The organism is Vibrio sp. J2-4 (genome assembly GCF_021728155.1).
Taxonomy (GTDB): domain Bacteria; phylum Pseudomonadota; class Gammaproteobacteria; order Enterobacterales; family Vibrionaceae; genus Vibrio; species Vibrio diabolicus.
On the sequence record NZ_JAKKCN010000001.1, the window covers coordinates 1048981 to 1064635 of the forward strand.

The following is a 15655-nucleotide window of genomic DNA, read 5'->3' on the forward strand; positions in this document are numbered from 1 at the left end:
TATATCCAGAACAAGCCAAAGATTTCTGCTTAAACAACGAGGAGTGGTTTTGTGATCATCGATAAAGTTTGTCCCGTCGTTCTGCGTAAGCAAAACCAAGAGCTCCTACTTTTTAAACATCCGTTGGCGGGTATTCAGCTCGTCAAGGGCACTATTGAGACGTTTGATGAAAGTTACATCACGGCTGCAAAGCGGGAGCTTGCTGAAGAATCTGGAATTACGCACGTTATCTCCGCTCGGTATTTATGCTCATGGGACAGTGGCTTTCAAAATCAAGTATGGCACTTTGTTTCGTGCGAGTGTGCTGACCTAGCGGATTCATGGACGTTTCATACGCAAGACGATGGCGGACATGATTTTGCGTTCTTTTGGCACGATATAGGGAGCGATATTTCCTCACAAGCGCATACCGTTTTTCAGAACGCGCTGGAAAAAGTTCGAAAACTGATAGACCAAGGAGTGGTGTAAGTGAAGTTGCGAGTTGGAGGTTTAACAAAGACGAATTTGTTAAAGCGCCTGAGTCAAAAGGGTGTTAAATTGAATCCCTTCGCCCAACAACTATTCGATGATGACAAAGTCGAGTGCTCAGATGAGATTCAATCGTTCTGTTTAACGATAAAAACACCGTCTGACTTCGGACTTTATTTTGGCGCGACCCTTGGAGAAATGATTGAAGCGGCGTCGACACAAAATCTATCACCTTGTCCTTTAGCTGTTGCGCCATACCTCCGTTTGCAAGAAATTGATTTGGAGAAGGAAGAGTACCTTACTGTGGTGTCTTGCCTGCTTTCGAATGACAAATCTTATCCACGTGGTTTGTATTTAAGGGAGCTCGACGACGGATTCTGGCTACGAGGCTTTAGATGCTCGGAAGATTGTATCTTTCCGCCGTCGAAAAAGTTTGTTTTTGTGTCTGAAATAGTGAAGGAGAGTAGAGTGTGACATGCCTTTATCATCGCGCGCCTGACAACCTTTCTCACCTTATCACTTGGGAAAACTAGCGGATTTGAGCGAAATGCCAAAGCTAACACTATGCTTCTATCAGGAGCGAATAAATTTCTTTCGCACGCCTCTCGTACTGTTTAAAGGCACTGTCGATCTCAAAAATGGCTATGAGATTACAAATGTTTAACTGACTTCTATATGCTTTGCGCATTCATTCAGATAAGGAAACGATAATGGATAAATTCGTCGTGTTTCTCTTATGCCTTTTTATGACAGTTGGCGGTGTGGTTCATCTTTATGACAACATTGCTAACGGTTTTTTGCCTTATGATTTTGCGCCACGCTGGTTGAATATTTATTGGAGCTCGTTGGGGCTGTTAGACTTACTAGCGGTGTATCTGTTGGTGAAGCACCGTCGTTCCGGATTAGTACTTATGCTATTGATTCTGACGACCAATGTTATTTTTAGCTCGCACGCTCACTATACATTAGAAATATTGGACAACAATGCCGCACTTCAAATGAAAACACTCTTTTTAGGTTTTTCATTCGGCGTATCTATCTGGTTATGGAACGCGCGTAAACATCGACAATCACGCCAGATATTTCGTTAACTTTCACTTTTCATCACTCAATTAAGGATAGTAAACAGGGATTCGTTATGAACGATTTTAAAGACTTGGCCAGTTTCGCTGGTTTCAGCGTACTGACAGGTTTAAGCTTTGGTACCACTTTCTTCAGTCTGGCTTTTCTATACAGCTCAATAGAAGCACAACAAGCAATGAATACTAATGCTTTGGTGTGCACGGTGCTTGGTGTGGTTGGTTTATTTGTTGGTATTACTCAGTTAAACAAAAAACGTCAACTAACGGAGAGTGAATCCACTAGCTAGCATCGCAAGGATGAAGTGGTGTTTAACTGGTTGGTGTTTAGGTTTAGTCTATTCGCTTTGTTTACGCACTTCATCCACAAAAACTTTTCTTCAACTGTTGCGTCTTCTTCGGTTATAGCGAAAAGGTTGAGTTAACAGCTTGTCTAATCGTTGTTCTGCTTCATTCCTAATTTCCGGTATACCAATTACGACATCATCATGGCCAAGTTCAGGCTGAGCTCGATATGTCCCAAAAAGTCGGTCCCAAACAGAAAGGAAGAAACCGAAATTCGAGTTGGTTTCTTTTGCTATCACGGAATGATGAACGCGATGCATGTCTGGCGTCACTATGACGTTTCGCAGTTTCTGATCCGCTGATAAAGCCAGTTTTGCATTACTGTGATTAAACATCGCACTGGCATTGAGCACTATTTCGAATACCACGATAGCGATAGGAGAAACGCCTAAGATAAATACGGTGGCAATTTTGACACCCATCGAGATGATGATTTCGATGGGATGAAAACGTGCGCCAGTAGTGACATCAATGTCGAGATCGGCATGATGCATTCGGTGAATCTTCCACAGCGGTTTTACATGATGAAAGACAACATGCTGAGCGTAAATGACGAAATCAAGCAAAATGACGGTTAGGAAAATGTTTAACCAAGCGGGCAGGGAGAGCAAATTAAATAGTCCCCATTGTTGCTCCTGAGCGATAATTGCAGCTTGAAAGGCCGCGATAGGCATGACTAACGCAACAATCAAGCTATTCACAGCAACCAGTGATAAGTTATTGACCCAGCGAAACCCGCGTGAAGCGGTAAGTGTTTTTCTCGGCAGTTTGTTTTCCCAAAGGGCACAAAGTAATAATACGCCGAGAAAAAAGCCTAATCTTATCCACGAGGGATCTTGAAACGTCGTTTCTGTCACTGTCATTTCCTTATTTATTACTTTATCTATGACCGAGATAAGAGTGAAATTATTTCAACAAACAGTAAGGTGCTTTGAAGGGCTTATCTTGAGGCGAAACCATAATGTCAGTAGAATCGCGCTCTACTTTTTACTTGGCATTACTTACCATGAGAATTCACGCTTTCCACCGTTTATATCAGTACCGACAATCTATCTCAACCAAGCCTTTCAACGCGCGTGGATGTAAAGTGGTTCGTTGCCAATATTGCCAGGTTTCTGAGCAACACTGTTTGTGCGATCTTCAGCCAAACATCAAGGCTAATATTGCATGTATGTTGATTGTTTCTGAAAACGAAGTATTTAAGCCAAGTAATACCGGTCGTCTAATTGCTGATACGATTCAAGAGGCTTACGTGTATCAATGGAACCGAACAGAACCGTCTGAGGAGATGCTGGAGCTACTACAGGATGACAACTACCAACCAGTGATTGTATTTCCTGCAGACTATGTGGATGACCCATCTCGTTTAATTGAAGATCTGGAGCCTGCGCGATTAATAAACGAAGAGGCTCAGAACAAAAAATGGTTGCTGATCTTTATTGATGGTAGCTGGCGTGAGGCACGAAAGATATTCCGTCGTTCTGACTTTCTTAAACCTTTGCCTGTGCTTTCTATTGAGCCAGAATCTCTGTCTGAATACATCATGCGCCGTTCTGAGAATGAGCAGCATCTTTCAACCGCCGAAGTCGCGACGTTAGTTTTGAAACAAGCCGGTGAGAATAAAGCATCGGAATGCCTTCAGTTGTGGTTTGAAGCCTTTAGAGAAACCTACATGTTGACCAAGACCCGAGTCAAAAACGATCCCAACCGACCGCATTTAAAACGTTTCAAAGAGTGGGTGAAAACCGAGAGCTGACTCTAAGGAATGAACTTTTGTTGATGGCATGTTGTTCAACTGGCTGCGGTGAGGGGATAAATCTGCATTCGGTCACGGTTTGCAGGCGTACAGATATGGATAATGCCACTAGTTTATACTTTTGACTCCAGCCATTTTTGGAGTCGTTTAAGCATTTTTTAGGAGAGAAATACATGTATTACGGCTTTGATGTCGGTGGCACTAAAATTGAGTTTGGTGCATTTAACGAGAAGCTTGAGCGTGTAGCGACGGAACGTGTACCTACACCAACAGACAACTACGAGCTGCTGGTTGATACCATTGCGGAATTGGTTAACAAATACGATGCAGAGTTTGGTTGCGAAGGCACAATTGGTCTTGGCCTACCAGGCATGGAAGACGCAGACGATGCAACGGTATTAACGGTTAACGTTCCTGCGGCGAAAGGCAAACCACTGCGCGCGGACCTTGAAGCGAAAATCGGTCGCAGCGTAAAGATTGAAAACGATGCTAACTGTTTTGCGCTATCAGAAGCATGGGACGAAGAGCTTCAAGATGAGCCTTCTGTTCTTGGTTTGATCCTAGGTACTGGCTTTGGTGGCGGTTTTATCTACGATGGTAAAGTTTTCTCTGGCCGTAACCACGTAGCAGGTGAGGTGGGCCATACTCGTTTACCTATCGATGCTTGGTTCCACTTAGGCGAAAACGCACCTCTGTTGGGCTGTGGTTGTGACAAAAAGGGGTGTTTAGACAGTTACCTTTCTGGTCGAGGCTTCGAGTTGCTCTACGCCCATTACTACGGTGAAGAGAAGAAAGCGATCGACATCATTAAAGCGCACGCAGAAGGTGAGGCGAAAGCCGTCGAGCACGTTGAGCGTTTTATGGAGTTGCTGGCTATCTGTTTTGCAAACATCTTTACAGCGACTGACCCACATGTTGTTGTGCTGGGTGGTGGTCTTTCAAACTTCGAATTGATTTATGAAGAGATGCCAAAACGCATCCCTAAACACTTATTGTCTGTGGCTAAGTGTCCTAAGATCATCAAAGCAAAACACGGTGATTCAGGCGGTGTACGCGGTGCTGCGTTCCTAAACATCAAGTAGTGACTGAAACGTTACTCGATATAAAGTAAGAAGAAATCTACGCCCCGTTTAGACCATCAAGGTAAAAACGGGGCTTTTTACTTATATATAGAAGTAACTCATATACCCAAGTAACTTCTATATGCTTGGGTATAGAGCACGAACAAAAATAGCATGCATAAAAAAACTCGCGACGAATCGCGAGTTTTCTGTTTACAGCTAAGCTTATTTGTTCTTTTTGCCTACGCCTAGGTTTTCTTTTTGAGCTAGGGTAATTTTGCTAAAGCCTAATTTTCTGAAGTAGTTATCGCGGTAGTTGCGCACCGCTTTAGTGTCAGACACTGCTTCGATTTGTTGCTCCATCTTTAGGAACTCAGTGATATCGATACCTTCTGCTTCGGCAACCGCTTCTTGAATGTTGCGGTGCTGCTGGTATGAGAACGTCAGTTCTTTGTCTTGGTCTTTGTAAGTGTAAAGAATGGTACGAGCCATAGCTGTCTCTCTGAAAAGGTTTCTGTATTAAACAAAAAGGCCAGACTCGCTGACCTTTGAATTTCTAGTTTGGGCTAGATTCTGCCTTGAAGTGGGATAATTGTCACGCTTTCTCCCGCTTTTACTGTATCAATAGCTGGGGAGATTTCGATCAAACAGTTTGCCTCACTCATTGAGCGCAAAATACCAGAGCCTTGCTTTCCTGTTGTACGAACGGTTAAACGGCCAGTGTCATCCAGTTCATAGACTCCTCGACTAAACTCGGTACGACCTTGGCGAGAGCGAAGATTCTCAGTCGCGATGGCATTCACTTTCAGAGGCTTCCAGCCTTGTTCGCCTTGCATCTTACGCAGTGCAGGCTCAACAAAATTAATGAAAGAGACCATCACGGCAACAGGGTTGCCCGGCAGACCAAAGAACGGCTTGTTGTTGATTTGACCAAACGCTAGTGGACGTCCCGGACGCATGTTGATTCGCCAAAAATCGATTTGACCAAGTTTATCCAAGGCAAGTTTGATGTAATCCGCATCACCAACGGATACGCCACCAGAAGTCATAACCACGTCCGCTTGCGCCGATGCGTTTTCCAACGCTTCAATCATTAACTGTTCGTTGTCTTCCAGAATACCGAAATCCAAAATCTCGCAGCCGAGCTTTTCAAGCATGCCCATGATGGTAAAACGGTTGGAATCGTAGATAGAATTCGCTTTTTGCTCTGTTCCCGGCGCTTGTACTTCGTCACCGGTGGAGAACACGGCAACTTTCAATTTGCGGAACACATTCGCTTCACCAAAACCGAGAGAAGCGATCATGCCCATTTCTGGAGAGGCTAGGCGAGTGCCTGCGGTAAAGACGTCACTGCCGATAACGAGATCTTCACCTGCTTGACGAACGTTTTGGCCTGCTTTGATATTCGCACCGTTAAAGGTGACCTTGTCACCTTCTTGAGAGGCTTGCTCACGCATGACCACTGTGTCGCCGTTAAGTGGTGTCGGTGCGCCGGTCATGATCTTCACCGCTTGACCAACTTCCAGAGGCTGATCGTAAGCATGGCCCGCCATCACTTCAGCAATCACTTGGTAGCTATCGCGGTCAACATCATCACTGCGGATGGCATAACCGTCCATCGCAGAGTTGGTGTACTGCGGCACGTTTACTGGTGAAATGATATGTTCCGCGAGAACGCGGCCATAGGCGTTTTCAATCTTGCATGCTTCTATTTCCGAAACCGTGTTCACCAAAGAAAGGATTTTTTCTTGGCCTTGAACCACAGAAAGGAAAGCAGGAGAAAGTGTGTCGCAACATGCGGCTTCTTTCTCTTTGTTTTTTGGCGCTTTCGCTTCTTGAACATACTGAATAACGAACTGAGCAATCGCTTCAAGATCATTGATGTTCATTTGTGGCAGTTCAGAATCTAACTCAGCACTGTCGGAAGCGATAGCAATGATGTTTTCATCGTTTGGATAAAGCCAAGGTTTTCCCACTTCTTCACGATGCAATTCAATTTTAGGAAACGCGATGTTTTTACAGCCTTCAACTAAAACCACATCAAGCTTGTCTTCATCAAAACGTGTCAAGAGGTATTCAAACTCTGCTTCGGCCTCTGGCGTTTCTGTCATTAACGCAAAACGGTTGCGAGAAGCAATCAGCATTTGAGATGCGCCAGCTTTGCGTAAACGGTAGCTGTCTTTACCCGGCTTATCGACATCGAAGTTGTGGTGCGCATGTTTTAGCATGCCAATGCGTAAACCTGCTTCAGTCAGCTTTGGCAATAGGGCTTCAAGTAGCGTGGTTTTGCCTGTGCCTGAATAAGCTGCAAAACCAAGAATAGGAATGTTTAGCGTGTGTTTCATGATTCTAATTGTCCAAATTGCGCCAGTTCTTCCGGAGTGTTCAAGTTGACGAAACAGTTTGGTGAGTCGCTAAAGTCAACGTAACTGGTGTTGCACTCTTTGTAGAGCAGAATGATTTTGCGGTCACCACGTTCTAAAAATGCGGTGAGTTTTGGCAGTACGCGTTTGTGGTAGAGCGTGAAAACAGGTTGCTGATGGTCACCATCATGCGCGACCAAAATATCACTGTCTTCTTTGGCGGCTTGGCAGAAACGCTCGACAAGGTCGGTGTTAATTTGTGGGCTATCGCAAGGTACAAATCCGACCCAGTCAGTTTCAGCATGCATCAAACCCGCGTGAATACCGCCCATAGGCCCAGGGAAATCTTTGAATTGATCACTAAATACGAAACCAAATTTGCTGTACGCATCTTGGTTTCGGTTGGCATTAATTAAAATGCGTGGTGTTTGTGGAGATAAACGTTCAATAACGTGTTCGATGAGTGGCTTCTGATTTAATTCAATCAGACCTTTATCTTTTCCACCCATACGGCTGGCTTGGCCACCAGCTAAAATGACCCAACTAGTTTGTGTTGGTTGAAGCATATGCATTCTCTTGGGATATTTCTTTTGGTATGACATACAACAGAGGAGACTCTATCAAAGTCTTGTCTTTAATCCACCACTGTTTTTTACACAAGTCGGTCAGTGCGTTGGCCTGATGGCTTGTCACCACGATACTCGAACCACGATCCAAAAGATCTTTCGCCATCACCACCAATCGTTCAATGGATTCTTGGTCTAAAGACGCACTTGGCTCATCCATCAATAAAATCGACGGTTTTAAGATCCAAGCCCTTGCCATGGCAACGCGCTGTTTTTCACCGCCGGACAACACGGAAATATGTTCGTCCGCTAAGGTTTCTAAACCTACCATGCGCAGCGCGTGAATAACTTGAGCTCGCTTATCTTTTGGTGTGTCTTGTTGATATTTCACTCCATAAACTACGTTCTCATATACAGTGCCGTCAAAAAGGTAAGGAGATTGATGGAGATAAATCACATCGACACGACCATTGCGACGCGTCAGTCTTTTCAGCCACGTATCTTTTGGCGCAACAACATCGCCAGTAGAAGGTTTGAGCAAGCCGGCAAGGATTTTGAGTAGGGTAGTTTTGCCCACACCATTGTCCCCCTTGAGATAAATGGCATCATTTGGGCCGATGGCTAACTCAGGGATGTGGAAAAGCACACGCTCTTTAAAGCGCATGGATAACTGTTCGGCGGTGATTTTTATAGTCATAATGCGCCTCTACATGGGGTTAATGGTGAGTCGTTTGTTTGCTTCATGTTCTATGTTCTGAGGTAGCCTTTGCCTCTCATGCTTGATAAGAAGAAGTTTAGTGCCAACGCTAAAGATAGTAATACAATTCCTAATGCAACTCCTTGCGCAAAAGCACCTTTGCTGCTTTCCATTGCGATAGCGGTCGGAATATTGCGCGTTACGCCCATAATGTTTCCGCCTACCATCATTGAGCAGCCCACCTCGGTTACGATACGTGAGAACCCTGCAATGATAGCTGCGAGTAGAGGAAAGCGGGTTTCCCAAATCATCGTAGCGGCCACGCGCGGAATGGAGACGCCTAGGGTGATGGCGGTTTCCACTGCACGACGGTCGCTAGATTGCAATGCACCATGCATCATCGATACCAAAACAGGGAAACAGATCACCATTTGGCCGAAGATCATCGCCTTCTGAGTGAACAGCATTTGCCAGTCTCCCCAAGGGCCAGCGCGTGATAGCAGCATATACAGCAACAGGCCAATCACGACGGTAGGAACCGCTTGCAGCGTATTCACGATCGACAGCAAAAACCATTTACCGCGAAAGTCGGTATACGCCAGTACAAAGGACATCAAAATAGCCGGCAATACCACTAAAGATATTGCCGTGATAGAAACACTAAAGGAGACCGCAACGATCTCCCATAGGTCTGCATCAAAATTCACCAGTAAGCGAAGCGCTTCCAGTGTTGTATCAGCAAGATTCATATTGCGTTATTTGCTCTCAGCATTCGCAACAAACAGTTGTTTACCGTTTAGGCGGAAACCATTGATAAGTTCCTGTCCGCGAGGGTTCACCAACCAATCACTGAATGCTTTCGCGCCTTGGTAGTTGATTGTTGGGTAACGCTCAGGATTAACAAGAATAACTTGGTACGGGTTAAACAGTTTTTCATCGCCTTGGAACAGAATTTCTAGATCCAATTTGTTTTGGTAAGCCAGCCATGTGCCGCGGTCCGTCATGGTGTAGCCTTGCATTTCAGACGCCATGTTTAGAGTTGGGCCCATACCTTGACCTACGCTACGGTAGCCACCAAAGTTCGGTTCGATTTTAGTTTGAGCCCAAAAGCCCATTTCTTTTTTGTGCGTACCAGAATCATCGCCGCGAGAAATGAACGTTGCGTTTTTGTTTGCGATCTCTTTGAATACATCTAACACGCCTTCGTCATTTTTGATTTTTGCTGGGTCAGCTTTCGGGCCAACAATTACAAAGTCGTTATACATCAGTTTACGAGGTAGAACGCCGTAGCCTTTCTCAACGAATGTGCCTTCGGCTTTTGGTGCGTGTGTCATCACCAAATCTACGTCACCGTTTTCGCCCATTTTTAAGGCCTTGCCAGTACCCGCAGCGATAACATCGACTTTGTAGCCCGTGTCTTTCTCAAATTGTGGAAGCAGGTAATCAAGTAACCCTGAATGGTAAGTACTGGTAGTGGTTGCTAGGCGAACGTGCTCGCCATCTTGAGCGGAAAACGCAGAGTAACTTACAAGCGTGATTGACGTCGCAGCCAGAGTTAGCGCAATTTTTTTCATTTTTATGTGTTCCTTTCCAATGATTCTGTGGCTTTTCTCCCGATGTATTGGGAGAGGCCTCTTGGGCGAGAGCGATTAGTTCAAAGTGCAAGTTGTCTTAGGGTGTTGGAATAACAAACACCAACATCCTGAGATCACTTGAATACGCCCTGTAGCCACCTTATAGCAAACAAGATGCCAACCTTTTACAAGCGAAAAGTGCTCGATTTATGCACTAAATCATGGGGTTATTTGCACAAAAGTTTGCGTTGGTACAAAATGTCGCACTTTTTGTAGGGTATCTCTGTTTAAACTTGGTACACTCTGTCCCATCCGAAGCCATCTGGGGTAAATATGTCTACTCAATCCCATATTAGTACAAACCAACAATATAACGCCTTTTCCGTACTGGTCGTTGATGATGAATTGGGCATGCAAGCCATTTTGAAAAAGGCATTGGGGAAGCTTTTCTCACATGTCGACACTGCTGGCAGCATCGAAGAAGCAGAGCAACTGCGTAATTCTCGACATTATGATCTGATTTTACTGGATATTAATCTGCCGGGGCGCTCTGGGATTGAGTGGGAAGAAGCGTTTGAAGATGACGACAAACGTGCCGATGTGATCTTCATGACGGGCTATGCGGATTTAGAGATTGCTATTCGCGCACTTCAACTTGGTGCTTCCGACTTTATCCTCAAGCCCTTCAACCTTGAGCAGATGCTAAAAGCGGTCAGCCGCTGTATGGATCGCCGTTTGAACGAGCGCATGCAGTACGCAATGAAGCGTGATTACCAGCGTCACAATACTTCCGAGATCATCGGTGGTTCAGAAAAAACGCGTCAGCTTAAGCAGCTGATTAACCAGTTTGCACCATCGCGAGCTTCTGTTTTGGTGGAAGGTGAGTCGGGTACGGGTAAAGAGCTGGTTGCGCGAGGTATTCACCAGGCGAGTGGGCGAACGGGCCCATTTGTGCCTATCAACTGTGGAGCAATTGCGCCAGAGCTACTTGAAAGTGAGTTATTTGGTCATACATCGGGCGCGTTTACCGGTGCTAAAAAATCTCGTGAAGGTTTGTTCCGCGTAGCAAATGGCGGCACCTTGTTCCTCGATGAAATCGGGGAAATGCCACTTGCAATGCAAGCGTCGCTGTTACGCGTTTTGGAGCAGCGTACTATCCGTCCTGTTGGTTCAGAAAAAGAAATCAGCATTGATGTCCGTATCGTGGCGGCAACCAACCGTAATCTGCAAGAAGAGGTCAACCAAGGCAATTTCCGCAGTGACCTGTATTACCGTTTGAATGTGCTCAAAATCGAAGTGTGTCCTCTGCGTGAGCGCAAAACCGATTTGTTTGAGCTCGTGCCATTTTTCAGCAATATGCTGACGCGGGAGCTTGGTATGCCTGCGCCAAAATGGGCGCACGAAGATATGGAAGCGATGAGCGAGTACGATTGGCCAGGCAATATTCGTGAACTGAAAAACTTGATTGAGCGATGCATTTTGCTTGGCAAACCGCCTGCGCATTATTGGCGGGAGCTGAATGGTGGACACTCATTGCCTAATGTGTCGATTACTGTTTCTCATTCTGCTGAACTACCGACGTTTAAAGAAGGTAGAGAGTTCACCGGTGAAGGGTATCCAAACAACTGGACACTGAAAGAAGTCGAAAAAGCCCATATAAAACAGGTCGTTAATTTGCACGAAGGCAACAAATCAGCCGCTGCTCGTGACTTAGGCGTGGCGCGTAAGACCTTAGAACGTAAGTATAAAGAATGGGATTCTGAGGATGAGGAATATGCCGACTAACGGCCCGCAGCACAAAGGATTGTCGAAATGGACGCACCGTTTTAAAACTATGGTGCGTTATCGCTTATTATTTTTAACCTCCGCACCTATCTTCCTCACTTTGATAGCCCTGATCGGGATTACCATTTATTGGTCCATCCATTATACGTGGCAAAATGCACTGCTGGATGTTTCTGAACGTTTGGGTGTTGCGAATAACAGCGTAACGTTGTTACAGCAAAAGCAATCGAATTACGTACGTGCGTTTGCTGACTCATACGATTTTCGTATTCGCATCAATCAAGGGATACCGCAAGATGAGTTGCAAAAGTGGGTCACTGAGCAGAAGAAACGATATGCTTTAGATTTTCTCTCTTTCCAACGCGTTAACTCGATGGAAAACAAATTCCGCTTTATGGATCTCACTAAGCGAGAATCGTTTTTTGATGTACTCAATAAAGAAGAACTCGAACGCCTCGATCCTGAACTCGCTAAACGAGCGGAAGTGCCTATTCTTGCCGATGGGGGCATGGAAGCACGTGGGCTAGTCAGTCGAACCGTGATTCCTGTGCATAGCCAAACGAATGATTTGATCGGCTTTCTTGATGGTGGTTTGCTTCTCAATAACAGCACTGTATTGGTAGATCAAATTCGCGACTTAATCTATCTCAGCGATAATGATCGCCTTCGTCCGGTTGGCACATTGACCGTATTTCTTGATGATTTGCGTGTGAGCACCAACGTTCCTCTAGACAGCGAGCATAGGTTAGGGCGCGCCATAGGCACTCGCGTGAGCGCAGAAGTGTATAACCAAGTACTTTCAAAAGGTGAGCAGTGGGTTGACCGAGCCTATGTGTATGACGCTTGGTATATTACGGCGTATCAACCGATCAAAGACCAATACGACAACGTCATTGGTATGCTTTATACCGGTTACCTAATGTGGCCATTCGTTAAAGCCTACATGACCAACATTGCAGAAATTAGCTTGATTACGGTTATGTTATTGCTGGTTTCCGGCGTGATGGTATATCGCGGTTCTTATGATCTGTTTCGACCGATCGAACGCATCCATAAAGTGGTGAAGCAGGTCCAACAAGGAAAAGAAAAACGGATTGGTCCGTTGGGATTGGATGCCGATCATGAACTTGCGCAGTTAGCCAGACAGTTTGATGATATGTTAGACGCGCTAGAAGAGCGCAAAATTGAACTGAAGAACTCCGCAGCGCAACTTGAATGCAAAGTTCAAGAGCGTACGGCAAGCCTTAGAGAAAAAACCCAAGATCTAGAGCTGCATATTCAATTGCTTAACCAAACCCGCGACAAACTCGTTGTTCATGAAAAACTGGCAGCACTGGGAGAACTCACCGCGGGGATTGCTCACGAAATTAATAACCCAACCGCCGTGATTCTTGGCAACGTAGAATTGATTCATTTTGAATTGGGTGACGATGCAAGTCGAGTACAAGAGGAGATTGATGCGATTCACGCGCAAATCGACCGTATTCGCAATATCACGCGCAGTTTATTGCAATACAGTCGCCAAGGTGGTGTTCAAGATGAAATCACTTGGCAACATGTCAATCCTATTATTGATGAAAGCATCACCTTAGTTAAAACGGGCACCAAGAAACGCGACGTTGAGTTTGTGACTGACCTACAAGCGCATACTTCCGTTGAGATAAACCGTCACCACTTGCTACAAATCTTAGTTAATTTGCAAATGAATGCCATTCACGCAATGAACGGCAAAGGCACGTTAACAGTAGTCAGTGAAGACTGGATTGAAGAGGGCGAAGTGAAAGGAGCTGCGATTCATGTTATCGACGAGGGTTGCGGTATTAAACCAGAAAACTTGAGTCGAATCTTCTCACCATTTTACACAACGAAGCGAGAAGGTACAGGGTTAGGGCTGTCGGTCTCCCAAAGTATCCTCAGCCAAACGGGTGGTGAGCTAAAAGCCGAGTCGGAATGGGGAAAGGGCAGTAAATTTAGTATTTATTTACCTAAAAAAGCCGAGCTGATCCTAGAGGTGACGAATATCGCTTAGTCACTTTTTGGAAGTATTAATGAAAAAAGAGCCAGTGATGATGCTGGCTCTTTTTGGTATTCAATGACGCATTTATGCTTGAGTTTTTTGCTTTGAAGAAGCACTGCGATGGTTTCACTAGCGATGAATTAATAAAAACAACACTTGCAGTATGTAGCATGAACAAGTACCGTTGCCCGGTTTTTCTAAATACACCCCAATTGCTAAGGTAAAGGTTTTGATCTCCACAGCGAATATTACTCAACAATTCGGCGCTAAGCCGCTATTCGAAAACATTTCAGTTAAGTTCGGCGAAGGTAATCGCTACGGCTTAATTGGAGCTAACGGTTGTGGTAAATCAACCTTTATGAAGATCCTCAGCGGCGAGCTTGAGCAAACCAGCGGTAACGTGAGTTACGATCCAAACGAGCGCGTTGCAAAACTAAACCAGGACCAGTTCGCTTACGAAGAATTTACGGTAATCGATACCGTTATCATGGGTCATAAAGAGCTATGGGAAGTGAAGAAAGAGCGTGACCGTATCTACTCACTTGCTGAAATGAGTGAAGAAGACGGCATGAAAGTGGCTGACCTAGAAGTTCAGTTTGCGGAAATGGACGGCTACATGGCAGAAGCAAAAGCGGGCGAGCTTCTTCTTGCGGTGGGTATTCCAATGGAACAACACTTCGGTTTGATGAGCGAAGTGGCGCCGGGCTGGAAACTTCGTGTGCTTCTAGCGCAAGTTCTATTCGCAGACCCAGACGTTATGCTGCTTGACGAACCTACCAACAACTTGGACATGGATACGATCCGTTGGTTGGAAGACACGCTAAACGCGCGTAACTGCACGATGATCATCATCTCGCACGACCGCCACTTCCTAAACTCAGTATGTACGCACATGGCTGACTTGGATTACGGTGAACTGCGCATTTACCCAGGTAACTACGATGAGTACATGACAGCAGCTTCTCAAGCTCGTGAACGTCTATTAAACGACAATGCGAAGAAGAAAGCACAAATTGCAGAGCTACAAACGTTCGTTGCACGTTTCTCAGCAAACGCATCGAAAGCAAAACAAGCGACATCTCGTGCGAAGCAAATCGACAAGATCAAACTGGATGAAGTTAAAGCGTCTAGCCGTCAAAACCCATTCATTCGTTTCGAACAGTCGAAAGAGCTGTTCCGTAACGCTCTGATTGTTGAAAACCTAAGCCAAGGATTCGAAGAGGACTTGTTCTCAGACTTCAATGCAATTTTTGAAGTGGGTGAGCGCGTTGCGATCATCGGTGAGAACGGTGTGGGTAAAACAACACTTCTAAACACGCTTGCTGGTGTGCTTGAACCGCGTGCGGGTGAGTACAAATGGTCTGAAAACTCAAACATCGGTTACTACGCGCAAGACCACGCGCATGACTTTGCAGAAGACATGAACCTAACGGATTGGATGGGTCAATGGCGTCAAGAAGGTGATGACGAGCAAGTCGTTCGTGGTTTCCTTGGTCGTATGCTGTTTGGTCAAGACGACATTAAAAAGTCAGTAAAAGTACTGTCTGGTGGTGAGCAAGGTCGTATGCTGCTTGGTAAGCTGATGATGCACAAGCCAAACATGCTGCTAATGGACGAACCTACCAACCACATGGATATGGAATCGATTGAATCTTTGAACACCGCGCTTGAGCAATACAAAGGCACGTTGTTCTTCGTATCTCACGACCGTGTATTCGTAGACTCGCTAGCAACGCGTATTATCGAAATCCGCGATGGCAAGATCACGGACTTCAAAGGCACGTACTCTGAGTTCCTAAAATCTCGTGGCGTTGACGCGTAATTACTCGCGAAGCGTTTAAAAAGCAAAAGCCTCGCTATTTAGCGAGGCTTTTTATATTGGTCTTAATCCTTAAATTGACCGGTTATATACGCATATATGCCGACGACACCAAATGTAATGAT

Annotated in this window: 16 protein-coding genes; 9 read left to right on the forward strand and 7 right to left on the reverse strand. The window is 45.3% G+C overall.

Going from position 1 to position 15655, the window contains the following annotated elements; translation table 11 throughout:
- Window positions 1-54: 54 nt before the first annotated feature.
- From L3V32_RS04780 to L3V32_RS04795, 4 genes are all read left to right on the forward strand, one after another.
- A complete protein-coding gene (locus L3V32_RS04780) occupies window positions 55-468 on the forward strand; it encodes an NUDIX domain-containing protein (protein WP_012841842.1) in 414 nt (137 codons plus the stop codon).
- Window positions 469-942, forward strand: a complete 474-nt coding sequence (locus L3V32_RS04785; protein ID WP_237283904.1) for a hypothetical protein — start codon at window positions 469-471, stop codon at window positions 940-942.
- Window positions 943-1178: 236 nt separating this feature from the next.
- Window positions 1179-1559 (forward strand): hypothetical protein, encoded by a 381-nt coding sequence (locus L3V32_RS04790; RefSeq protein WP_005396203.1) that lies wholly within the window; start codon window positions 1179-1181, stop codon window positions 1557-1559.
- Between the two features lie 47 nt (window positions 1560-1606).
- Window positions 1607-1837, forward strand: a complete 231-nt coding sequence (locus L3V32_RS04795; protein WP_170902029.1) for a hypothetical protein — start codon at window positions 1607-1609, stop codon at window positions 1835-1837.
- Between the two features lie 90 nt (window positions 1838-1927).
- On the opposite strand, the gene L3V32_RS04800 is transcribed toward L3V32_RS04795, so the two are convergent.
- On the reverse strand, window positions 1928-2749 hold the full coding sequence (locus tag L3V32_RS04800) for a sterol desaturase family protein (RefSeq protein WP_167426585.1): 822 nt from the start codon (window positions 2747-2749) through the stop codon (window positions 1928-1930).
- Window positions 2750-2898: 149 nt separating this feature from the next.
- Here L3V32_RS04800 and L3V32_RS04805 point away from each other — a divergent pair, with 149 nt between their 5' ends.
- Window positions 2899-3648, forward strand: coding sequence for a tRNA-uridine aminocarboxypropyltransferase (locus L3V32_RS04805; RefSeq protein WP_237283947.1), 750 nt, complete (start codon window positions 2899-2901; stop codon window positions 3646-3648).
- Between the two features lie 173 nt (window positions 3649-3821).
- Entirely contained in the window at window positions 3822-4730 is a 909-nt protein-coding gene (gene nagK / locus L3V32_RS04810) for an N-acetylglucosamine kinase (RefSeq protein ID WP_006742573.1), read from the forward strand.
- Between the two features lie 204 nt (window positions 4731-4934).
- On the opposite strand, the gene L3V32_RS04815 is transcribed toward nagK, so the two are convergent.
- The 6 genes from L3V32_RS04815 to L3V32_RS04840 all read right to left on the reverse strand — a co-directional run bounded on the left by L3V32_RS04815 (window position 4935) and on the right by L3V32_RS04840 (window position 9909).
- Window positions 4935-5201, reverse strand: a complete 267-nt coding sequence (locus tag L3V32_RS04815; RefSeq protein WP_005377584.1) for a DUF2960 domain-containing protein — start codon at window positions 5199-5201, stop codon at window positions 4935-4937.
- A gap of 74 nt (window positions 5202-5275) precedes the next feature.
- Window positions 5276-7054: a bifunctional molybdopterin-guanine dinucleotide biosynthesis adaptor protein MobB/molybdopterin molybdotransferase MoeA gene (locus L3V32_RS04820; RefSeq protein ID WP_237283905.1), complete on the reverse strand. Its 1779-nt coding sequence runs from the start codon at window positions 7052-7054 to the stop codon at window positions 5276-5278.
- Complete coding sequence (gene mobA / locus L3V32_RS04825; RefSeq protein WP_025534433.1) at window positions 7051-7638, reverse strand: molybdenum cofactor guanylyltransferase MobA; 588 nt, start codon at window positions 7636-7638, stop codon at window positions 7051-7053. The genes L3V32_RS04820 and mobA overlap by 4 nt, the downstream gene beginning before the upstream one ends.
- Window positions 7616-8335, reverse strand: coding sequence for an energy-coupling factor ABC transporter ATP-binding protein (locus tag L3V32_RS04830; RefSeq protein ID WP_074191453.1), 720 nt, complete (start codon window positions 8333-8335; stop codon window positions 7616-7618). Before L3V32_RS04830 ends, mobA begins: the two co-directional genes overlap by 23 nt.
- Before the next feature lie 50 nt (window positions 8336-8385).
- The gene (locus tag L3V32_RS04835) at window positions 8386-9084 is read right to left on the reverse strand and encodes an ABC transporter permease (RefSeq protein ID WP_005396188.1); all 699 of its coding nucleotides are present in this window, start codon (window positions 9082-9084) and stop codon (window positions 8386-8388) included.
- Between the two features lie 6 nt (window positions 9085-9090).
- Window positions 9091-9909 (reverse strand): substrate-binding domain-containing protein, encoded by an 819-nt coding sequence (locus L3V32_RS04840; RefSeq protein WP_005396187.1) that lies wholly within the window; start codon window positions 9907-9909, stop codon window positions 9091-9093.
- A 333-nt stretch (window positions 9910-10242) separates the two neighbouring features.
- Here L3V32_RS04840 and L3V32_RS04845 point away from each other — a divergent pair, with 333 nt between their 5' ends.
- From L3V32_RS04845 to L3V32_RS04855, 3 genes are all read left to right on the forward strand, one after another.
- Window positions 10243-11694, forward strand: coding sequence for a sigma-54 dependent transcriptional regulator (locus L3V32_RS04845; RefSeq protein WP_005396186.1), 1452 nt, complete (start codon window positions 10243-10245; stop codon window positions 11692-11694).
- Window positions 11684-13723 carry a cache domain-containing protein gene (locus tag L3V32_RS04850; RefSeq protein WP_237283906.1) on the forward strand — a complete coding sequence of 680 codons (2040 nt, stop codon included), beginning with the start codon at window positions 11684-11686 and terminating at the stop codon, window positions 13721-13723. Before L3V32_RS04845 ends, L3V32_RS04850 begins: the two co-directional genes overlap by 11 nt.
- Window positions 13724-13940: 217 nt before the next feature.
- Window positions 13941-15533 carry an ABC-F family ATPase gene (locus L3V32_RS04855; RefSeq protein WP_012841837.1) on the forward strand — a complete coding sequence of 531 codons (1593 nt, stop codon included), beginning with the start codon at window positions 13941-13943 and terminating at the stop codon, window positions 15531-15533.
- Window positions 15534-15655: the final 122 nt, after the last annotated feature.